Source organism: Sphingobium amiense (assembly GCF_003967075.1).
In the GTDB taxonomy this organism is placed as follows: Bacteria; Pseudomonadota; Alphaproteobacteria; order Sphingomonadales; family Sphingomonadaceae; genus Sphingobium; species Sphingobium amiense.
The window spans coordinates 2,805,367-2,824,861 of the sequence record NZ_AP018664.1 but is presented as its reverse complement, the minus strand read 5'-3'; the positions used below and the strand labels follow the sequence as shown (position 1 = coordinate 2,824,861).

General features: G+C 65.8%; 21 protein-coding genes. 19 read left to right on the top strand and 2 right to left on the bottom strand.

The window, feature by feature from the left end; translation table 11 throughout:
- Window positions 1–18: 18 nt before the first annotated feature.
- Window positions 19–1,506, bottom strand: a complete 1,488-nt coding sequence (locus SAMIE_RS13670) for a glucan biosynthesis protein (protein ID WP_066701597.1) — start codon at window positions 1,504–1,506, stop codon at window positions 19–21.
- 220 nt (window positions 1,507–1,726) lie between these two features.
- A complete protein-coding gene (locus SAMIE_RS13665) occupies window positions 1,727–2,542 on the bottom strand; it encodes a flagellin N-terminal helical domain-containing protein (RefSeq protein WP_066701600.1) in 816 nt (271 codons plus the stop codon).
- Between the two features lie 342 nt (window positions 2,543–2,884).
- Between SAMIE_RS13665 and SAMIE_RS13660 the strand changes: the two genes are divergently transcribed.
- The 19 genes from SAMIE_RS13660 to SAMIE_RS13570 all read left to right on the top strand — a co-directional run bounded on the left by SAMIE_RS13660 (window position 2,885) and on the right by SAMIE_RS13570 (window position 19,342).
- Window positions 2,885–4,162, top strand: a complete 1,278-nt coding sequence (locus tag SAMIE_RS13660) for a sigma-54 interaction domain-containing protein (RefSeq protein ID WP_066701602.1) — start codon at window positions 2,885–2,887, stop codon at window positions 4,160–4,162.
- Window positions 4,163–4,182: 20 nt separating this feature from the next.
- Window positions 4,183–4,542 carry a flagellar hook-basal body complex protein FliE gene (gene fliE, locus SAMIE_RS13655; protein WP_066701688.1) on the top strand — a complete coding sequence of 120 codons (360 nt, stop codon included), beginning with the start codon at window positions 4,183–4,185 and terminating at the stop codon, window positions 4,540–4,542.
- A 3-nt stretch (window positions 4,543–4,545) separates the two neighbouring features.
- On the top strand, window positions 4,546–6,306 hold the full coding sequence (gene fliF, locus SAMIE_RS13650) for a flagellar basal-body MS-ring/collar protein FliF (protein ID WP_066701604.1): 1,761 nt from the start codon (window positions 4,546–4,548) through the stop codon (window positions 6,304–6,306).
- A complete protein-coding gene (gene fliG / locus SAMIE_RS13645; protein WP_066701606.1) occupies window positions 6,299–7,315 on the top strand; it encodes a flagellar motor switch protein FliG in 1,017 nt (338 codons plus the stop codon). Before fliF ends, fliG begins: the two co-directional genes overlap by 8 nt.
- Complete coding sequence (locus SAMIE_RS13640) at window positions 7,302–7,943, top strand: FliH/SctL family protein (protein ID WP_066701608.1); 642 nt, start codon at window positions 7,302–7,304, stop codon at window positions 7,941–7,943. Before fliG ends, SAMIE_RS13640 begins: the two co-directional genes overlap by 14 nt.
- Window positions 7,940–9,268 carry a FliI/YscN family ATPase gene (locus tag SAMIE_RS13635; protein WP_066701609.1) on the top strand — a complete coding sequence of 443 codons (1,329 nt, stop codon included), beginning with the start codon at window positions 7,940–7,942 and terminating at the stop codon, window positions 9,266–9,268. Before SAMIE_RS13640 ends, SAMIE_RS13635 begins: the two co-directional genes overlap by 4 nt.
- Window positions 9,265–9,690 carry a hypothetical protein gene (locus SAMIE_RS13630; protein WP_066701614.1) on the top strand — a complete coding sequence of 142 codons (426 nt, stop codon included), beginning with the start codon at window positions 9,265–9,267 and terminating at the stop codon, window positions 9,688–9,690. Before SAMIE_RS13635 ends, SAMIE_RS13630 begins: the two co-directional genes overlap by 4 nt.
- Window positions 9,691–9,700: 10 nt before the next feature.
- The gene (locus tag SAMIE_RS13625) at window positions 9,701–11,341 is read left to right on the top strand and encodes a flagellar hook-length control protein FliK (RefSeq protein ID WP_126516847.1); all 1,641 of its coding nucleotides are present in this window, start codon (window positions 9,701–9,703) and stop codon (window positions 11,339–11,341) included.
- Between the two features lie 28 nt (window positions 11,342–11,369).
- Window positions 11,370–12,047 carry a flagellar basal body-associated FliL family protein gene (locus SAMIE_RS13620; protein ID WP_066701621.1) on the top strand — a complete coding sequence of 226 codons (678 nt, stop codon included), beginning with the start codon at window positions 11,370–11,372 and terminating at the stop codon, window positions 12,045–12,047.
- 136 nt (window positions 12,048–12,183) lie between these two features.
- Window positions 12,184–13,068, top strand: a complete 885-nt coding sequence (locus SAMIE_RS13615) for a flagellar motor switch protein FliM (RefSeq protein WP_066701623.1) — start codon at window positions 12,184–12,186, stop codon at window positions 13,066–13,068.
- Window positions 13,065–13,400, top strand: coding sequence for a flagellar motor switch protein FliN (gene fliN / locus SAMIE_RS13610; protein ID WP_066701625.1), 336 nt, complete (start codon window positions 13,065–13,067; stop codon window positions 13,398–13,400). The genes SAMIE_RS13615 and fliN overlap by 4 nt, the downstream gene beginning before the upstream one ends.
- Window positions 13,401–13,486: 86 nt before the next feature.
- A complete protein-coding gene (locus SAMIE_RS13605) occupies window positions 13,487–13,753 on the top strand; it encodes a FliO/MopB family protein (protein ID WP_066701627.1) in 267 nt (88 codons plus the stop codon).
- Window positions 13,743–14,534 (top strand): flagellar type III secretion system pore protein FliP, encoded by a 792-nt coding sequence (fliP, locus tag SAMIE_RS13600; RefSeq protein ID WP_066701629.1) that lies wholly within the window; start codon window positions 13,743–13,745, stop codon window positions 14,532–14,534. The genes SAMIE_RS13605 and fliP overlap by 11 nt, the downstream gene beginning before the upstream one ends.
- A 107-nt stretch (window positions 14,535–14,641) precedes the next feature.
- The gene (gene fliQ, locus SAMIE_RS13595) at window positions 14,642–14,914 is read left to right on the top strand and encodes a flagellar biosynthesis protein FliQ (RefSeq protein WP_066701631.1); all 273 of its coding nucleotides are present in this window, start codon (window positions 14,642–14,644) and stop codon (window positions 14,912–14,914) included.
- Window positions 14,911–15,693 (top strand): flagellar biosynthetic protein FliR, encoded by a 783-nt coding sequence (fliR, locus tag SAMIE_RS13590; RefSeq protein ID WP_066701633.1) that lies wholly within the window; start codon window positions 14,911–14,913, stop codon window positions 15,691–15,693. The genes fliQ and fliR overlap by 4 nt, the downstream gene beginning before the upstream one ends.
- A 1-nt stretch (window position 15,694) precedes the next feature.
- Window positions 15,695–16,840: an EscU/YscU/HrcU family type III secretion system export apparatus switch protein gene (locus tag SAMIE_RS13585; protein WP_066701635.1), complete on the top strand. Its 1,146-nt coding sequence runs from the start codon at window positions 15,695–15,697 to the stop codon at window positions 16,838–16,840.
- A 145-nt stretch (window positions 16,841–16,985) separates the two neighbouring features.
- Window positions 16,986–17,426 carry a hypothetical protein gene (locus tag SAMIE_RS13580; protein ID WP_066701638.1) on the top strand — a complete coding sequence of 147 codons (441 nt, stop codon included), beginning with the start codon at window positions 16,986–16,988 and terminating at the stop codon, window positions 17,424–17,426.
- Window positions 17,427–17,506: 80 nt separating this feature from the next.
- Window positions 17,507–18,928 carry a flagellar filament capping protein FliD gene (fliD, locus tag SAMIE_RS13575; protein WP_066701640.1) on the top strand — a complete coding sequence of 474 codons (1,422 nt, stop codon included), beginning with the start codon at window positions 17,507–17,509 and terminating at the stop codon, window positions 18,926–18,928.
- 18 nt (window positions 18,929–18,946) lie between these two features.
- Window positions 18,947–19,342, top strand: a complete 396-nt coding sequence (locus tag SAMIE_RS13570) for a flagellar export chaperone FliS (RefSeq protein WP_066701642.1) — start codon at window positions 18,947–18,949, stop codon at window positions 19,340–19,342.
- Window positions 19,343–19,495 lie beyond the last annotated feature (153 nt).

The window sequence follows — 19,495 nt, the reverse complement described above, 5'->3', positions numbered from 1 at the left end:
GTGAGGATGCGGTTCCGTTCATGCGCCCAGCGGGTAATGCAGCATCTCGCTGAACCCACGATTGCCGGACCGCAATTGCAGGCGGACATCCGCCGGAACGGCGCTGCTCCGCCGAACGTCGATGACGGCCCGGAACAGGCCGGGCTTGCCCAGCACGGGATAGCCCGCCGTCTTGACGATATTGCCGTTGGCGACATCGCTCCAGACCTGCGGCTTTGAATCCTGCGGCACATCGGAAAAATCGACAACCAGCCGTTCGACCCCGTCCGCACCGCCACGGCCGCGCCAGATATTTTCGACGATGGCCAGCCCGGACGAAGCGGGAAACCGTGCCGCACTCCAGTCCAGCCGATAGCGTGCGTCGATCCTGCGGCCCGGCCGCACGGCTCCATCGGGCGTCCAATATGCCGCAACATTATCGGTATATTCGCTGTCGGTGGGAAAGGCGTAGAGCCGCACCTGTCCCGACCCCCACGGGGCTGTGGGGGTGGCCCAGAGCGAAGGGCGACGGTCGTAGAAGACGCCGTCATCCTGATAATGGTCGAAATCGCGGTCGCGCTGGAGCAGGCCGAAGCCCCTGGGGGCGCGTTCGACAAAGGCGCTGAAATGCGGGTTCGCCGGATTGACGATCGGCCGCGCCTGCACGCTGCCGTCCCCGCTGGCGATGGACAGCATGTCGCTGTCGTGAATTTCCGAACGCCAGTCCGTCCCTTTTGAGCGGCTCGCCTGATCGTACCAGAACATGCTGGTCATCGGCATCAGGCCAAGTTCGCGGATGGCGCGGCGGGGGAAGAGCGCGGCAGTCACGTCCTGCCTGACGCCGTCCCTGCCAAGGCTGCTGACGAAGCGGAACGCGCCGGTGATCGACGGGCCATCCAGCAGGGCATAAATGGTAACTCTGCCGGTGCCCGTGCGCTCCAGCCAGAAATGGGTGAAGCGGGGAAATTCTTCCTGACCGACGATGCTGGTGTTGATCGCGACGGCGCGGGCGGACAGGCCGAACTGCTTCTGCGGGCCGGGCGCACGGAAATAGCTTGCGCCAAGGAAGGACAGCCAGTCTCCGTCGCGCGCGGCGTTCATGATGCGGAAGCCTGCAAAACCCGCGCCCGGCCCCAGCGCGGCCACCGCATTGCCTTCAGGCGCGTCGAACATCGACGGGTCGTAACGTAGCGGGGTGGCGCGGCCCTTTTCCACGGTCGCGATCTCGACCGGCTGGGGCGCGGTGGCGGACAAAGGGAAAAAACGCACGCCCGTGTCGCCGGGCAGACCGCCCCACAAGGTCCGCTCGTCGCGGAAGCGCGCGGCGTGAAGCGCGTCATAATCGACCTTCGCGGCACCCGGATGCGGCGGGGTTTCCCGATAGGGCGCACTGGCAAGCCCCTGCGCTCGCGCGACCAGCGCTTCCCAAGAGAATGCGCCGCCCTTCGTCTGGGCGCGGAGGCGCTCGGGCAGGAGGAGGGCAGCGCTGGAAGCGGCGATCATCGCGCGGCGGTTCATTTGCGTCATGGGCGTCATCATGGATCGGGCAAACGCGCGCGCCAAGCCCTGTATCCATCGCCGGCTCCTCGAACGCGATGAAGCCTCCGTCCGGGGGGACGGAGGCTTCGAAGAGGTTGGTCGTTCGATCGAAGGTGTCGCCACGGCGCGGTGGGGACTGTTGGTGCGCCGGGGTTACTTGGGCGGCTGGCGGTGACCAGACCTCAGCCGACCAATCTTGTATTCAGCCTTAGCTGATCAGCTTCAGCACGCCCTGCTGGCTCTGGTTGGCCTGCGCCAGCATCGCGGTCGAAGCCTGGCTCAGGATCTGCTGCTTGGCGAGCGCGGTCGATTCTGCCGAGAAGTCGGCGTCTTCGATGCGGCTGCGGGCGTCGGTCAGGTTGGTGACGTTGGCCGTCAGGTTGTTGACCGTCGATTCGAGGCGGTTCTGGGCGGCACCAAGCGTAGCGCGGGTCGTCGCAACCGTCTGGAGAGCGGTGTTATAGACGGTCAGCGAACCATCGGCGGCTTCCACGGCACCGGCGTTCGTTGCAACCGCCGAAAGGTCGAGGGCGGCGAAGGAGAGGTCGACCGTGTCCGAAGCGCCCGAACCGGCCTGGATGGTCACGACGCCTGCCGTGCCGGCGGTGCCGTCGAACAGTTTCTGGCCGTTGAATTCGGTGTTGGTCAGGATGTTGTCGATCTGCTTGCCCAGTTCGTCCAGCTCCGCCTTGATGTTCGCCTTGGCGTTGGTGTCGTTGGTGCCGTTCTTACCCTGGACGGTCAGTTCACGCATACGCTGGAGCATGTTGCTGACTTCGCCGAGCGCGCCTTCCGCGGTCTGCGCCATCGACATGCCGTCATTGGCGTTGCGGATGCCCTGGGTCATGCCCTTGATCGAGGCGGTCATGGTCGAAGCGATGGCGAGGCCGGCGGCGTCGTCCTTCGCGCTGTTGATGCGCTTGCCGGTCGACAGGCGTTCCATCGCCGAAGACAGCGCCTTGCTGGCCATGGTCGAAGCATTGGCCGCACGCAGGGCCGAAGAGTTGGTTCCGATAACAGTCATGATATTCCCTTTCCGTTCAATCACTCGGTCGCTGCCATCAGGGCGCTTGCGGCCTCGAAAGGGGATAACGGCGGGGGGCGTCAGGGCTTTAACGCGGCCTGTCATTTTTTTGCGAACGGATATGATTCGAACGCCGCGGCCGGTCCCTTACGCGCGCGCAACGCGCGCCTGTTAGACCAAGGTCGAACAAGTTGCCGTTTTTACCGGAAAAAAATTGCCGGTCGGGCGGCAAGCTGCCGGCCGGCGTTAACCATCTAATAACCACGCTCACGGTAAAACCCATTCATCGAAGGGGCAGGGGCGTACGGGGGTACAAGCCAGCCATTATGTGGGATTTTGGTCATGTCATCGCTTGACGTGAGCCGTGGGGTCTGTGCGCTCGTTCCGGGCCTGCAGCACTGGCTCGAAAATGCGTTCTATGCCGTGCGGGTCGTCGATGCCGCCAGCCCTCGTGACAGGGACAGCCGCCGCGTGCTGCTGGCGACGGAAATCGGTCATGCGACCCACCGGGACATCCTCATCACGATCGTTGAAGGCGCGCCGTCGCTGCTGGCCGCTGCGAACGGCCTGCCTGCGCGGATCGCCTTCGGCATGGCGGACATGGGCTTCGCCTTCGCCCTCATCGCCGAACTCGCTCGCCCCGCCAATGTCCCGGCGGTCGGCGATAACGGTAGCGCGCGCCTGATGACGATGGCCGGACGCGTCGCCCGCAGCGACGCCACCGTGCTCATCCAGGGCGATACCGGCACCGGCAAGGAAGGCATGGCGCGCTTCCTTCATGCCCAGTCGGGCCGCTCGACCCACGATTTCATCGCCGTCAATTGCGCCGCGCTTCCCGAAACCATGATGGAAGCGATGCTGTTCGGTCACAAGAAAGGCAGCTTCACCGGCGCGGCCAACGCTTCCGAGGGTCTGTTCCTCGCGGCGGATGGCGGCACCTTGTTCCTCGACGAAATCGCCGAACTCCCGCTGGCGCTTCAGGCGAAGCTGCTGCGTGCCCTGCAGGAAGGCGAAGTGCTGCCCGTCGGCGCGACCCATCCGGTGCCGGTCAATGTCCGCGTGATCGCGGCGTGCAACCGCAACCTTGCCGAGGAAGTCGCCGCAGGCCGCTTCCGCGAAGATCTTTACTGGCGGCTCAACGTCATGCCGCTCGAACTGCGCCCGCTCAGCCAACGGCGCGGCGACGTGAGTGCGATCACTGCCGCCATGCTGTTGCGCCTGTCCGACATGGGCAAGGCCGACCTCATCTGGCCAACGACCGACGCTATCGACAAGCTTTCGGTCCATAACTGGCCCGGCAACGCCCGCGAACTGGGCAACGTGCTCCAGCGCGCGATGGTCCTGCGCGACGGAGACCGGATCGAAGCCGACGACCTTCACATGGGCGCCGCCCCACAGATCGCCGCCGCGCCCGCGCAGCCGATCATCGCCCCTGCCGCCTTCGCGCCCGCGGAGCCGGTGCGCCTGCGCGATGTCGCCCGCCATTCCAAGCTGGAGGCGATCCGCACCGCGCTGCGCGAGACGGACGGCCACCGTGCCGCCGCCGCGCGGAAGCTCGGCATTTCCGAACGCACGCTGCGCTACCGGCTCGCCGAAATGCGCGAGCTGGCGGCAGCCTGAGGGAGCGCTGAACCATGGCGATCAACGGCCTATCCCCGACCGACAGCGTGATGGCGATCCGCAACGCCATCCTGCAGAAGAACGCCGCCCTGCGCGACGTATCGTCCGCGCCGACGGTTGGCGGCAACGCTCCGCTGGGCGGTGTTCAGGACAGCAAGCCCGGCGCCTTCACCGATGCGCTCTCCAGCGCGCTGCAACAGGTGAACGGCCTCCAGAATCAGGCAGGCGAAGCCGCCGCCGCGTTCGAACGGGGCGAAACCACTGACATTGCCGCCGTGATGCTGGCCAAGCAGCAGGCGTCGGTCAGCTTCGAAGCGACCCTTCAGGTCCGCAACAAACTCCTGTCCGCCTACAAGGACATCATGAGCATGCCGGTATAATCCATGAGCGAGAACGCCCTCTCCACCACGGTCGGCACTGCCGCCCCCGCCATCCCCGCTGCTCCGGCCGCCGCCTTTGGCGGTGGGCCGGGGGGCTTCGACGCCATCAAGGCCCGCTTCACCGGTCTCATCCGGCAGCCTGCGGTGGCCAGGAGCATGCCGCTGATCGGCCTGCTCGGCACCGTCGCCATCGCCGGGGCTGCCTGGCTGGCGCTGCGCGAACCGCCGCAGCGCGACCTGTTCCGCGGCCTTCCCGATTCCGACAAGTCGGCGGTCGCGCAGGTGCTGGACCAGAACGGCATCAAATATGACTTCGACAATGGCGGCGCGATGACCGTGGGCGAAGGCGATTATTTCAAGGCGAAGATGATGCTTGCCGCGCAGGGCCTGCCCAAGAGCGCGCCCGACGGCAACAGCATGATCGACAGCCTGCCGATGGGCGCGAGCCGCGCGGTGGAGGGCGAGAAGCTGCGCTCCGCCCGCGAAATGGACCTCGCCCGCACGATCGAGGCGATCGACAGCGTTGAAAGCGCCAAGGTGCACCTTGCGGTCGAACCGCCCAGCGTCTTCCTGCGCGAACGGACGAAGCCTTCCGCTTCGGTGATGCTGCGCCTTGCCAATGGCCGGTCGCTGACCGACCAGCAGGTGAGCGCCATCGTTCACCTCGTCGCGTCCTCGATCCCGGAACTCAGCCCCGACGATATTTCGGTGGTGGACCAGAATGGCCGGCTGCTCAGCAACAATGACGGCAACGCCGCCGACGACCGCCAGATCGCCATCCAGTCGCGAATGGAAGATCGCTACAAACAGTCGGTGATCGCGCTGCTGACGCCGATCCTCGGACAGGGCAATTTCTCCACCGAGGTCCACGCGGAACTCAACTTCGCCGAGCGTCAGGCAACGCGCGAAACCTATCCTCAGGATGAAGCGCGCCTGCGGACCGAACAGGGCACCTGGGCATCCGACCCGCGCGGTCAGGGCGCTGGCGAAGCGTCGGGCATTCCGGGCGCACTGAGCAATCAGGCGCCGGTCAACCCGACCGTGACGCAGACCAACCCCAACGGTCAGGCGGTGGCGCAGGGCCAGACCGCGCAGGCGGGCCAGCCCGGCACGCCGCCCAATCCGCTGATGAAGACGGAAGAAACCTTCAACCGCTCGTTCGAACTGGGACGTGAGGTGTCGGTGACGAAGGACGCGGTCGGCACGGTCAAGCGCCTGTCGGTCGCCGTCGCGCTCGACAATGGCGCGGACGGGAAACCACGCTCGGCGCAGGAAATCGCGGCGCTCGAAGCGCTGGTGAAGGGCGCGATCGGCTTCGATCAGGCGCGCGGCGACGTGGTCGCTCTGTCTTCGCGCAGCTTCGTCAAGGAAGCCGCCGTAGAAGCGCCATGGTATGAGGCCGACTGGATCGCGCCGCTCACCCGCAATGTCTCGGCCCTGCTGGTCGCCTTGCTGGTCATCTTCGGGATCGGCAGGCCGCTGCTCAAGCGCCGTGCTGCCGCGCAGGAAGCGGGCGGCGTGGCGCAGGCGCAGGCGGGTCAGAAGATCGGCCGCGAAATTTCGGGCGAACTCATGCGCCAGGCGGCTGCACCCTCCGCCAACGGAGGGGAGGCTCGCGTCACGCTCGACATGATCTCCTCCACTTATGATTACGCCCAGCGCGCTGACCTCATTCGCAATTTCGTGAAGCAGGACCCGGATCGCGCCGCTCTGGTCGTCCGCGACCTTCTCAAGGAAGCGAAGAAGGAAAAGGAAAATGCCTGAGATCGTCCCCGGCCGTCCCGAGGCGCTCAAGGGCAGCGCCGCCGCCGCCGTTCTCCTGATGCTGTTCGACGAGGATGAGGCCGCGCAGATCCTCTCGCGTCTCGAACCCGACGAAGTGCGCCAGCTCGGCTACGCCATGTATGACGTGCAGGATGTCGAGCCGGAGGAAGTGAACGAGGCGCTCGACCATTTCGTCAACAAGGCCAAGAAGCGGACCACCATCGGCTATGGCGCAACCCGCCACATCCGCGGCGCGATGACCAAGGCGCTGGGTGAGGAGCGTGCCGAAACCATCCTTGCCCGCATCACCCCGCCGACCCGCTCCACCCAGCTTGAGATGCTCAAGTGGATGGATGCCAAGGAAATCGCCACGCTGATCGAGGCGGAGCATCCGCAGATCATGGCGATCGTCCTCGCCCATCTCGAAGCGCCTGTTGCCGCCGATGTGCTGCAACTGCTGCCGGTCGAATATCAGGAAGAGATCGTCTACCGCATCGCCACGCTCGGCCCGGTGTCGAACGAGGCGCTGGAGGATCTGGAGAATCTTCTCCTGCGCGGCCCCGTCAACAAGCAGGGCGCGGCGTCGCAGCGCGGCGGCACGGGCGAAGCGGCCGCGATCATGAACAATGTCCGCAAGGACAGCGAGCAGCGGATCATGAAGGCCGTCGCCAAGCGCGACAAGATGATCGCCCAGACCATCGAGGAGGAGATGTTCGTCTTCGACAACCTCATCGACATGGACGACAAGAATCTCGGCACCCTCATGCGCACCATCGACAGCAGCGTGCTGGTCGTGGCGCTCAAGGGCGCGAACGACATGCTGAAGGCCAAGATATTCAGTTGCATGTCCGCCCGCGCCGCGCAGGCCATCGCCGACGAGATCGAGGAACGCGGACCCATCCGCCTTGCCGAAGTGATCGACGCGCAGAAGCTCATCATCGCGACCGCACGCCGCATGGCGGACGCGGGCACCATCATGCTCGGCGGAAAGGGCAATGATTTTGTATAGGATCTGGGGCGCAGACGCGGCGAGCGAAGCCGCACCGGTTGCGGTTGCGGGCTTCCGCCCGGTCGAAGGCGGCTTCCGCAGTCTCTACACTGCACCCGCAGGGCAGCAGACCGCTGCGCTGCGCGGCGAACGGTCGCCCGCAGAACCCGTCGACGCGCTCGAAGAAGCGCGTGTGGAAGCCTTCACCATGGGTTTCGAGGAAGGGTGCCGCATCACCGGCGAAGCTCAGGCAAGCGAGGTCGAGGCGCAGGAGCGTCTGGCCGGAGCGCTCGAAATGCTCGCGCCCGCGCCCAGCGGCATGCTGTCCACCATGCTGTCCGCCACTGTCGTGCGCCTCGTCGAACAGATTGTCGGCGAAGTCGAGATCGACATGGAACGGCTCGTCCAGCGGTGCGATACCGTCGCGGCCTTTATCGAGAATAATCAGGATCGCAGCGCCCTCCACGTCCATCCCGACGATGCCGATCTGCTCAAGGACGAAGTCATCGGCGTGCCCCTGATCGCCGACAAAGCGATGCAGCGCGGCTGTGTCCGTCTGGAAACGGCGGACGGCTGGGTCGAGGATGGCCCGGATGTGCGCCTGTCGCGCTTGCGCGCCCTGCTCGACGACATGGAAGGAAAGGCATGATCCGCGCGGCGCTGGCGCAGGCGGAAAGCCTGTTCGACCATCTTCAGGTGCAGAACCGCGCGCCGCGCCATGTCGGCCGCCTCGTCAGCCATGACGCAGGCATGCTCGAAGTGAGCGGCTTCCGCCGCCCCATCGGATCGGGCGCGCGCGTGCTGGCGAGCGACGGTTCGGTCTGCCGCGCCGAAGTAGTGGGCTTTCGCGGCGACCGCACGCTGCTCGTGCCGCTCGATGCCGACGCGCCGCTCGAAAACGGCATCCGCGTCGAGCCGGACAGTCAGGCGAACATGGTGCAGGTGGGCGACGGCCTCATCGGCCGCGTCATCGACGCGATGGGCCAGCCGCTCGACCGCAAGGGTCCGATCATCGCGGGCGGCGTCTGGCCGCTCAACGGCGTCAAGGGCAACGTCCTCGACCGGGGCCGTGTCACCGAACCCTTCGATCTGGGCGTCCGAGCCGTCAACGCGCTGCTGACCGCGGGCCGCGGCCAGCGCATCGCCATCATCGCCGGGTCGGGCGTCGGCAAATCGGTTCTGATGGGCCAGATGATTGCCGGGGCCGAAGCCGATGTGGTGGTCGTCGGCCTCATCGGCGAACGTGGCCGCGAAGTCAGCGACTTCCTCGAAACCAAACTCAAGCACACGATGGGCAAGAGCGTGGTCGTAGCCGTGCCTGCCGATCATCCCCCTGTGCTGCGCCTGCGCGCCGCCGCGCGCGCCACCGCCATCGCCGAATATTTCCGCGCGCGGGGAAAGAAGGTGCTGCTCCTGATCGACAGTCTTACCCGCTGCGCCCATGCCCAGCGCGAAATCGGCCTCGCATTGGGCGAGCCGCCCGCGATGAAGGGCTATCCGCCCTCCGCCCTCGCGCTGATCCCCCGCCTTGTGGAGCGGGCAGGCGTGGACGCGCGCAGTGGCGGCTCGATCACCGCGCTCTACACCGTGCTCGCCGATGGCGACGATACGGACGATCCCATCGTGGATGCGGCGCGCGCCATCGTGGACGGGCATTTCGTCCTGTCGCGCCACCTGTCGGAACAGGCGATCTTTCCCGCCATCGACATCGGCAAGTCGCTCTCGCGCGTCATGGCCGATGTGGTGAATGACGAACATAGGCAGGCGGCGGCGGGCTATCGCCGCCTCTGGGCCGCCTATGAGGAAAATCGCGACCTCATCCTGATGGGCGCCTATCGCCCCGGTAACGATCCGGTGATCGACGAAGCGGTGCAGCGTCGCCAGGAAATTCTCGACTTCATCCGGCAGGATCAGAAGAGCCGCGTCGATCTGTCCACCAGCGCCGACGCGCTTGTCGCGGGCTTTGGCGCATGAAGGGGCTTGTCGGACGCCGCCAGCGCGTTTTGCGCGTCCGTCATGCACAGCATGCGATGGCGGCCGCCGAAACCGCGCGCGCGCGGGACGAGGCGGCGGGCATCGCGCATAATATCGAACGGCTTTCGCGCGTTCGACACGAGCTTTTCGGCGCGCAGGGTCTCGCCACCGGCGCGTCCTTCGCCGCGATGCAGGAACTGGCGACCCGGCTGGAGCAGGCCGGAAGGCAGCTCGACGGCGCGCTCTATGACGCCAATCGCAAGGTCGAGACCAAGGAAGGCCTGACGCTCGCGGCGAACCGCGAAAAGGAGATCGCCACCCGCCTCAAGGACCGCGCTCGCGCGGATCTGGAGGAATGGCGCGAAAACAAACTGGCCGCATTGCCGCGCTGTCGCCGGATGCTGCGGTCGGGGGAGGCATGAGAAAATGAATATGCTGACCAGTCTCAAGGCTCTGCTGCTGCCAGGCATTGCGCCCGCCAGCGCGAAGACGGGCGATGCCGCCGTTGGCGAGGGCGTGGATTTCGCCGCGATGATGCAGGACGCAGCCGCGCCGCTGTCTCCAGCGTCGCCATCCACTGCAACGATCCCTGCGGCGCCCATGCGCAATCCCGATCCCGCTCTGGAAGATGGCATGGCTTTGCCGGAGGAAATTGCGGCCGAGCCTGCGGATCAGATGGCGATGCCCTTGATCCAGCCCGCCCCACCTCCAGCGCTGTCGACGCCCCGGCTGGACTCGCCGCCGGACGATGAGGCGCCGCTGACGAAGCAGGCCAACGCTCCCCTGCCGTCCGTTTCTGCGCACACGAAAACTGCCCCTGCCATTCACGGCGGCTCACATCCGCTCGAGGATGAAGCGGCCATTCCCGCGCCGGACGATGGCGCAGACGACCTGCCCGGCGAAGAAACGTCCACCGGGCCGGATCTGCTGTCTGCGACGCAGCCGACGCTGTCTGCGCCCTCGATTGTCGTGGCCCCCGTTCCGGCGTCGACCGATGCCGCCGTGACGCAGCAGGTCGAACAGTCGCAGCCTGCTTCGATACCGGCTGCCCCGGCCATTGCTGCGCCTCCGCAGCGACAGGAGGCTGCCGAGGGACCGCAGGCGGCGCTCACGCCTTCTCCGGCGATGCAGTTCGACGCGTCCGCCGCAGAATCTCCGTCACCGCCGGTCGCAGCGGCCCAGCTCGCCGCGTCTGGCTCGAAACTACCCGCTCTGACGGCTGTGCCGGACGTTGCGGTTCCATCGTCGGACGGCCCGGAAATACCCACGCGTGCCGCTGCTCCTGCATCGGCCAAGGCTGTCGATGCGCCTGCCACGCCGCGCCGGTCGATGAGCGAAGTGATGTCGCTGCTGCAACTGGCCCGCGACCAACTGCACAGCCGCGACACCGCCGCTCCTGCGCCGGTCGTGGGTGGCAAGGCGGATACGCCGCCGGATCGTTCCGGCGCGACGCCCGATCCAGCCGCGCCGCCGGTGATTGCGGCGCCCTCCGCGATGCCGCAGCCTGTTGTTCAGGGCGGCAACGCGCTTCCGACCGTCAATCTTTCCGCCGCACTCGGCGCGCAGTTCGTGGACATGGGCGTTTCGGGCCAGTGGATCGACGGTCTCGCCCGCGACATCGCGCGCTTTTCCGTTGACGGGGCGCAGGGCCGTTTCCAGATCGACGCAGGCCAGCTCGGCCCGGTTCAGGTGGACATCCGCCAGTCGCAGGACGGCGCGGCGGTCAGCCTTACCGTAGTAAGCGAGGGAGCTGAGCAGGTGCTGCGGCAGGAAAGCGACCGCCTGCGCACCGACACGAGCCTCTCTGCCGTCCGCATCACCGATGTGAAGATCGAGCGCGGTCATGTCGTCACGGAAGCGGCGCGCTCCGATAGCGGCAACAGCGCCGCTTCGCAGCAGCAGGGCCAGCATCCGGCGTGGGGTCAGTCCTCCACGCAATCGCATATGCAGGGGCGGGGACAGGGCCGCGAAAATTTCGCTACCGGCGCTAAAGCGCAGGGCGAAGCGGCCGTTCTCAAGAGCGAACAGGCCGGCGGAAACGCAGCGGACCTGCCGCGCGCGCGCTACGCGTGAGCCAGATTAAGCCCGGGGGACCGAAACGATGAGCGAAGAGCCGAAGGCCAAGAAGAAAAAAGGTGGGAGCATGAAAATGATCCTGCTGCTGGTCGTCGGCATCGTCGTGGGTGGAGCCGGGGCGGCGGGCGGCCTTTATGCCGCGGGTTTCTTCAGCTCCAAGGCGGAAGGTCCGAAAGAAGATCCCAACAAGCCCGTGCTGGTGCTTGCGGGAGAGGATGCGCAGGCTGTCGCGACCGCGCATGGCTGGGCCGGTGAGGCAGGCGGCGGCGGCGGCGGTGAGGGCGGCGGTCATGGTGGCGGCGCTGCACCCGAAGGGCACGCGCCCTCCGCAGGACATGCGCCGGGCAAGGGCATCGACCTGCCTACCCCCGCCAATCCCGCTGCCTATCAGGCGACCTATTTCCAGTTGCCCCAGCCCTTCACGTCAAACATGTCGGACACTGACGCCTTCGCGCAGATCAGCGTCGCAGTGTCGACCTATTACGACTATCGCGTCATCGCGGCCGTCAAGCAGCATGAGATGCCGATCCGCAGCCAGGTGCTGATGATGCTGGCGGAACAGCCGCAGGAACTGCTCGACACGCCCAAGGGCAAGCAGATGCTGCAAAAAAAGATTCGCGACGTGGTGAACGATGTCCTGAAGCAGAAGACCGGCTATGGCGGCGTGGACAATGTCTATTTCACCAACTTCGTGATCCAGTAACAGCGCGACCGGGCCGTCCCCGGCTCAGTTCGGGGCGGCCGGCTTAACCGGAATTTTACCATTTTCGTTATTTTATAGGCCTGCCCTGGAAGGGAGCGGGACGTCCCCGTTCGCTTGGCCAGGGCAGGGGACGAAGATGACGGATGTTCAGACCTACGCTTTCGGGCGGGGGGAAAGCCAGGCGCCGATCATGCTGTCGGGGCTGGACCGGCTGGCGGAAAAGCTCGGGCGGCGCATTCGCGCGCTTGTCGAGCCGCTTGCCGGGGTGCGGCCGCATATTGCGCCTCAGGACACCCGCGTGCTCGATTTTGGCGCATGGTCGGCGGATGTCCCGCCCTTTTGCAGCCTGTCCATCTACCGCCTGCTGCCGTTGAAGGGACAGATGATGCTGCGCCTCGACGCCGGCATGATCTCTACCCTTGTCGATTGCTTCTACGGCGGTATCGGCAACCGCCCGCTTCCCGCCCGCAGCGAATTCACGCCGACCGAGGATCGCCTGATCGTGCGGCTCGCCGATTCGATCGTTGCCCGGCTGGTCGAAACCTGGACCGACATCCTCGTGCTCGACCCCGGCCTTATCCTGCGTGAAAGCGGCGTGGGCTACGCCGCCGCGGCGCAGCCCAGCGACCAGATGGTGCTTCAGCGCTTCATGGTGTCGCTGACGCGCGGTCAGGAATGGCCCATCGACATTCTCTTCCCCCTTGCGGCGCTGCGCGCGGTCGAGGCGCTGACGGGCACGAACCTCCCGGCCGACGACGAACATCGCGATCCGGTATGGCAGACGCGCATCGCGCGCCGCATGCGCGACATCCGCCTGCCCGCGCGCACCGTGGTGGCGCGCCCCAATCTGTCCATCGCCGACCTCATGCAGTTGAAGGTCGGCGATGTCATCCCCGTCACCATCGGCCGTTCGCTGCCCCTCATCGTGGGCAACCGCATCGTCGCCCATGGCAGCGTCGGCGAACAGGATGGCCGCGCCGCATTCCAGATTGAAAAGCTTGCACAGGAAACCGACCAATGAGCGATATGAGCGAAGCGCCCCGCCTGGATCAGGGCGACGATCCGGTGAGCCGGATGACGAATAACCGGCAGTTCAGGCTGCTGGCCGACATTCCCGTGCGCATGTCGGTGGAGGTCGGCTCGACATCGCTGCGCCTCGCCGAGGTCATGGATCTGGCCGAAGGCTCCATCGTGGAGCTGGACCGGCAGGCCGACGATCTGCTCGACATCATGGTCAACGGCGCGCTGATCGCAAAGGGGGAGGTCGTCACGGTCAACGGCCGTTATGGCATCCGTATCGTCGACATCGCCGCCACCGAAAACCGCCTCGCGGGCATCGAACGGCGCGGCTGACCGCAGGCCTTGTGATTTTGCGCTTGCCTTGGACGCGGAAAGTGCGAATCGACAGGCATTAACCACGACAAGCGGGCGGCCCTTCAATGGTCTGGTATTTCGTCAAACTGCTGATCCTCCTGCCGCTGGTCGGCGGCATGGCGTTCGGCGCGCTGTGGCTGTGGCGCAAATATCAGCCCGGCATGATCGGCGCGGGGCAGGGCGACCGTTCGCTCAAACTTCTGGAAGCGCTGCCCATGGGCGCGTTCGGCAAGCTCGCCGTTGTCGAGTTCGAGGGCAGGAAGATCCTCGTCGCCGTCACCCGCAACCGGATCGAGAAGATCGCGGAAGGCGACGCCACCCGTGCGCGGTAAGACGCTCTGGCTGATCGGCGGCGCGCTGCTCGTCGCTGGCCTCGCCCTTGCCGAACCCGCGCTGGCGCAGGCAGCGGCAACGCCTGCCGCGCCGGTCGACAATGGCGGTGCGCTGACCCGCGCGCTGGGTCAGGTGTCGGGCGACGGGCGTTCGCTTTCGCTATCCCTGCAAATCCTGATCCTCATGAGCCTGCTGACGGTGCTGCCGTCGCTGATCCTCATGATGACCAGCTTCACCCGCATCATCATTGTCCTGTCGCTGCTGCGTCAGGCGCTGGGCCTGCAACAGACCCCTCCCAATCAGGTGCTGGTGGGCCTTGCGCTCTTCCTCTCGCTTTTCGTGATGCGGCCCGCCATCGACACGATCAATGCGCAGGCCTTCGATCCCTATGGCAAGGGGCAGATCAGCATCGAGGAAGCGGTAGGCCGGTCGGGCAAGGTGCTGCACGGGTTCATGGCCAAGCAGACGCGCGAGAGCGATCTGAAGCTCTTCGCCAATCTCGCCAAGGCGCCCGCCTTCCGCACGCCCGACGACATCCCCTTCACAATCCTGCTTCCGGCTTTCGTCACCAGCGAACTCAAGACCGCGTTCCAGATCGGGTTCATGATCTTCCTCCCCTTCCTCATCATCGACCTGGTGGTCGCTTCGACGCTGATGGCGCTCGGCATGATGATGCTGTCTCCCACCATCATCTCGATGCCCTTCAAGCTGCTGCTTTTCGTGCTGGTCGATGGATGGGCGCTGACCATGGGGTCGCTGGCGGGGTCGTTCGCGATATGACGCGCCGCTGCATCTCCTCTCCGTTCGGTTCGAGCGCAGTCGAGAACCGTTTGCGCGGATGTTTCTCGACTTCGCTCGAAACGAACGGGCGTGGGGTGTAGCCTCTGATGGAAAACGCCGACTTCTTCATGGGTCTGGCCCAGCAGGCGCTGTGGATCACGGCGCTCGCGGCTGCGCCCATCCTGATACCGGCGCTGATCGCGGGCCTCGTCATCGGCATGGTTCAGGCGGCCACGTCCATCAACGAACAGACGTTGAGCTTCATTCCCAAACTGCTGGTGGTTGGCGGCATGCTGGTGCTGTTCGGCGGGTCGATCATGGTCCTCATCGCCGATTTCACCCGCGAGATATTCGAGCGCATTCCGGACCTTCTCCAATGATCGCGCCGGGCTTTGCGGGCGTCGAAACGCAGCTCTGGATCTGGCTGATCGCCATGATCCGACCGGGAGCGGCCTTCATCGCCGCGCCGGTGTTCGGCGCGCCCGCCGTGCCGCTTCAGCTCCGCCTCATCCTCGCGCTCGCGCTCGGCCTTGCCGCGCTCAACAGCGTCACGATCCAGCTCCCCCAGGACGGCGTCGCCAGCATCGAGGGCATCATGCTGGTCGCGGGCGAAGTGCTTGCGGGCCTCGCCATGGGGTTCGCCGTGCAGATCGGCTATGCCGCCGCCTTCGTCGCGGGCGAAGTGATCGGCAACGCCATGGGTCTCAACTTCGCGGCGATGGTCGATCCGTCTTCCGGGCAGGGGACGCAGGCGGTGGGGCAGTTCCTGTCGATCCTCGCCACCTTCCTTCTGCTCGGGATGGACGGACACCTGCTGCTCGCCAGCTTCGTCGTGCAAAGCTATGTCGCGATCCCGCCGGGCGCGGGGCTGCTGTCGAACGACACGATATGGCGCATGATCGAATTCGGCGGATCGCTGCTGGGCGCGGGCGTCACCGTCGCGCTGCCGGTCGCCTTCGCGCTCGTCCTCGTGCAGATCATGATGGGGATGCTGTCCCGCGCGGCACCTTCGCTCAACCTTTTCGCCGTGGGCATGCCGATGGCGATGATGGCGGGGCTGGTGCTCCTCGCGATCGGCGTGCCGATCATGGCGGAGGGGATGACCGCAGCGCTCAAGGCAGGTCTCGAACAGGCGCGCGACCTGTCGGAGGGCCGCTGACATGGCGGGCGGGAGCGAAGCGGGCGAAAAGACCGAAAAGCCGACAGCCAAGAAATTGCAGGACGCCGCCAAAAAGGGCGACATCCTCCAGTCCCGCGAACTCGGCACAGCGCTGGTCGTGATGGCGGGCATCGGCTGTATGGCGGTGATCGGCCCTGCGCTGATCGACGCCCTGTCGCACATGCTGACCGATGCGCTCCGCTTCCGGCGCGAGGACATCGTCGATTTTTCCCCGGCGGATCGCGGCGCTGTTTTGCTGACGGGCATCCTGCTGCCGGTCGGAGGCGTGATGCTGGCGACTTTCCTCGCCGCCATCGCCGCGCCCGCCCTGCTGGGATCGCTGGGTTTCCGCCCCGGCGCCTTCGCGCCCAAGCCCGAAAAGCTCAACCCGGCCGCGGGCCTCAAGCGGATCTTCGGGATGCAGGGGCTGATCGAACTGATGAAGTCCATCGCCAAGGTGCTGCTGCTCGGCAGCATCGGCGTGTGGATATTGTGGGACCGGCTGAGCCAGATCACCGGCCTTGGCAGGACGAATGTCAGCTCGGCTATCGCGGATGTCGGCGACATCTTCATCTTCACCTGCCTCGCCATGGCGGGCGGGCTGTTCCTGATCGCCGGGATCGACGTGCCCGCGCAGATCATGCAGCGCGCCAAGCGCCTCGGCATGAGCAAGCAGGAAATCAAGGATGAGCATAAGGAGAGCGAAGGCTCGCCCGAGCTCAAGGGGCATATCCGCCGCCGCCAGTTCGAGGTGCTGAGCGGATCGACGCGGAAGGCCGTGGCGGAATCGACCGTCATCATCACCAACCCGACCCACTTCGCCGTCGCTCTGCGCTATCGCCCCGGTCAGGACTCCGCGCCGGTCGTCGTCGCGCGCGGGTGCGACGCCATTGCCGCGGCGATCCGCGAACTGGCCGACACCAACGGCGTCACCGTCCTCCAATATCCCGAACTCGCCCGCGCCATCTACTTTACCAGCCGCGCGGGGCAGATCATCAACGAAGGGCTGTATATGGCGGTCGCGACCGTCATCGCCTTCGTCTTCCGCGTTCAGAACCGCATGGCGAGCGAGATGGACCGCCCCTTCATCACGGTTCCCGACGAACTGCGCTTCGACGCCGAAGGACAGAAAGAGACAGCGAAGTAGACAGCCAAACGCATTTTCTTCGGCTTTTGAATCAACGTTCTAGCTGTCTACTTCGGTGTCGCTTTAAAAAAATGGCGATGACGCCCTAAAGCCTTTGCGTGGCGATCCGTTATCGGTTGTCGGGGACACGTAAGGATCGTGCGTCATGGACGAGTTTAGATCGCGGACAGAGATCGCGCCTGTCGACCGTTCGGTCGTGCGGGCAGCGGCGCCCGCACCGGCGGTGAAGCCGGTGACCGCCAGCCAGGGCGCGGACGGTCCGGCTGCGCGTGCGCGCCGGGCGCCATCCGAGGTTGCCGCCAAGCCGCTGGACGACGATCTGGCCAGCGTCGCCGAGTTTGTGGAAGTGCATGCGCGCGTATCCGCGATCCTGTCCGATCTCGACGCCGGGTCGCTGGACGTCGAGGATGCCACCAGCCAGCTCGTCCCCAAGCCCATCGTGATCGTGCCCCTGCCGCCCGCCAGCCGCGAAGCGGTGGAGCATGCGGAAACCGTCGCAAAGCGGATCGTCGAGCGCGCCTCCTACGCGCACAGCGCCCACGCGCAGATTTCGCGCGGCACGGTGGAGCATATCGCGAGCCAGTGACCCGCCTTTTGCGCGGCCGCGACAATCTTTCCTAAAGGTCTGGCTGCTAGGGCCGTTCTATCTCACTGAAAGGACGGCGCATGAGCACCCTAGGCAGCAGCATTGTGACGGCGCTCGGCGCAGGGTCGGGTATCGACACGTCCGCCCTCGTCAAAAGCCTGGTCAGCGCCAGCCGCGATCCCAAGCAACAGGCGATCACCAGCCAGCAGTCGCTCAACAGTTCCCGTATTTCAGCGGTCGGATCGGCGATCAGTTCGCTCGACACCTTCGCCGACGCGCTGACCGAAGTGCTCTCCGGCGCGGCCTATACCGGAACGCCCAGCAGCAGCGACGCGGCTACGGCGAACATCTCCGTGCTGAGCGGCGGCACGCCCGCCGGACTCCCCGTCCGCCTTTCCGTGCAGCAGCTCGCGACCGCGCGCGCCCTGTCCTCCACCGCCGTCGCAGGCGCCAAGAGCAGCGATCCCGTCGGCACCGGCACGCTGACGATCAAGGGCGCTGACGGCACAGAAACCGAAATCACGGTCGATTACCGCAACAACAGCTATTCCGGCCTCGCCGCCGCGATCAACGCCAGCGGCAGCGGCGTTACCGCGCGCGTCGTCACCGACCAGTCGGGAACGCGTCTGGTCCTCAAGGGCGAAACGGGCGTTGAAAACGACTTCACGGTCGCGGTTACGGGCGCTGCCGACGGCACCGTGCTCAAGGGGCTTGCCTGGGACAATGGCGTCACGGCATCGACCATGACCAGCAATTCCGAGCCGCAGAACGCGAAGATCACGCTCGACGGTCAGGCATATGAATATGCCAGCAACACGATCGACGGCGCGATCCCCTATCTGCGCATCGGCATCGCGAAGGTTTCTGAGCCGGGCACCAGCGTCACGCTGTCGATGACACAGCCGACGGCGGGGCTGTCCGATCTGCTCAAGGAATTTGTCAGCGCCTACAATACATTGTCCAAAGCGCTGGCGACCGCCACGTCCAAGGGCACGGACTCATCCAATGCGGGCGTGCTCAACGGTGTGTCCGCGGTGCGTGACATGCAGCGGCAGCTTGCGGCGCTTACGTCCACCCCGCTCGCCAGCACCGGAACCTTCCGCACGCTGGCCGACATCGGCATCACGACCAACCGCGACGGCACGCTCACACTCGACAGCACGCGGCTGGCCGCGGCGATGGAAGCGGACCCAGAAGGCGTGACCAACATGGTCAACCCCAAGACCGCTACTGCCGCCAATCCCGGCCTTTCCAAGCTGATGGACGATGTGCGCGACAATATCGAGCAGGACAATGGTTCGCTCAAGCTGTTGCAGAAACGCTATCAGGATCTGGCGAAAGGCTTCACCGATCAGCTCACCAAGCTGGACACCCAGATGTCCAGTTATGAGGAGCAGCTCACCAAAATCTATGCGGCGATGGACACGCGGCTGGCCGCGCTCAAGGCGACGCAAAGCTACCTTGACCAGCAGGTCAAGGTCTGGACGAACAGCAAAGACTAAGAACGGGACGACGACACAATGTTCTACAGCCAGGGTTATGCAGGTGGTGCGGCGGCGCGGCGTTATGCGGCGGTCCATTCGGGCAGCCGGACCGAAGGCGCGACGCCCCACGCTCTCGTCAAGATCCTGTTCGACGAACTGCTGCTTGCCATGGACGCGGCGGCGCTCGCCGAGCGCAATGGCGACCGCATGAAGGTGTCCGACAAGCAGGCGCGCGCCATGTCGATCATCTATGCGCTCGAATCGAGTCTCGACTTCGACAAGGGCGGCGACGTTGCCATGGGCCTTGCGCAGATCTACCGCGAAGCGCGCCGGCTGCTGCTGGAAGGCGCGAAGGATCACACGGCGGAGCCGGTGGAACGCGCCCGCGCTATCGTCGCGGAAATCGCCGACGCGTGGAACCAGATCGGCTGATCCACCTGGCCCCGACTGGCCTGCCGCGACGGGGTTGCACCCCCATGCGGCGGGCGGTATAGGCGGCACTCGCAAAGGGCGGCCCGGCGGGGTCGCCTTTTTGCGTTTCGCGCAAATCAGACCGCGCATCGAACGTCACAGTCCAGAAAGGGA

Bases quoted from the DNA above. Each gene is read 5' to 3' on its own strand.
- fliQ (WP_066701631.1), top strand. From the start codon at position 14,642: ATGGAAAACGCCGACTTCTTCATGGGTCTGGCCCAGCAGGCGCTGTGG.
- SAMIE_RS13580 (WP_066701638.1), top strand. From the start codon at position 16,986: ATGGACGAGTTTAGATCGCGGACAGAGATCGCGCCTGTCGACCGTTCG.
- fliF (WP_066701604.1), top strand. From the start codon at position 4,546: ATGAGCGAGAACGCCCTCTCCACCACGGTCGGCACTGCCGCCCCCGCC.
- fliR (WP_066701633.1), top strand. From the start codon at position 14,911: ATGATCGCGCCGGGCTTTGCGGGCGTCGAAACGCAGCTCTGGATCTGG.
- SAMIE_RS13670 (WP_066701597.1), bottom strand. From the start codon at position 1,506: ATGACGCAAATGAACCGCCGCGCGATGATCGCCGCTTCCAGCGCTGCC.
- SAMIE_RS13615 (WP_066701623.1), top strand. From the start codon at position 12,184: ATGACGGATGTTCAGACCTACGCTTTCGGGCGGGGGGAAAGCCAGGCG.
- fliN (WP_066701625.1), top strand. From the start codon at position 13,065: ATGAGCGATATGAGCGAAGCGCCCCGCCTGGATCAGGGCGACGATCCG.
- fliD (WP_066701640.1), top strand. From the start codon at position 17,507: ATGAGCACCCTAGGCAGCAGCATTGTGACGGCGCTCGGCGCAGGGTCG.
- SAMIE_RS13630 (WP_066701614.1), top strand. From the start codon at position 9,265: ATGAAGGGGCTTGTCGGACGCCGCCAGCGCGTTTTGCGCGTCCGTCAT.
- SAMIE_RS13570 (WP_066701642.1), top strand. From the start codon at position 18,947: ATGTTCTACAGCCAGGGTTATGCAGGTGGTGCGGCGGCGCGGCGTTAT.
- SAMIE_RS13585 (WP_066701635.1), top strand. From the start codon at position 15,695: ATGGCGGGCGGGAGCGAAGCGGGCGAAAAGACCGAAAAGCCGACAGCC.
- SAMIE_RS13620 (WP_066701621.1), top strand. From the start codon at position 11,370: ATGAGCGAAGAGCCGAAGGCCAAGAAGAAAAAAGGTGGGAGCATGAAA.
- SAMIE_RS13665 (WP_066701600.1), bottom strand. From the start codon at position 2,542: ATGACTGTTATCGGAACCAACTCTTCGGCCCTGCGTGCGGCCAATGCT.
- SAMIE_RS13660 (WP_066701602.1), top strand. From the start codon at position 2,885: ATGTCATCGCTTGACGTGAGCCGTGGGGTCTGTGCGCTCGTTCCGGGC.
- SAMIE_RS13605 (WP_066701627.1), top strand. From the start codon at position 13,487: ATGGTCTGGTATTTCGTCAAACTGCTGATCCTCCTGCCGCTGGTCGGC.
- SAMIE_RS13635 (WP_066701609.1), top strand. From the start codon at position 7,940: ATGATCCGCGCGGCGCTGGCGCAGGCGGAAAGCCTGTTCGACCATCTT.
- fliG (WP_066701606.1), top strand. From the start codon at position 6,299: ATGCCTGAGATCGTCCCCGGCCGTCCCGAGGCGCTCAAGGGCAGCGCC.
- SAMIE_RS13640 (WP_066701608.1), top strand. From the start codon at position 7,302: ATGATTTTGTATAGGATCTGGGGCGCAGACGCGGCGAGCGAAGCCGCA.
- SAMIE_RS13625 (WP_126516847.1), top strand. From the start codon at position 9,701: ATGCTGACCAGTCTCAAGGCTCTGCTGCTGCCAGGCATTGCGCCCGCC.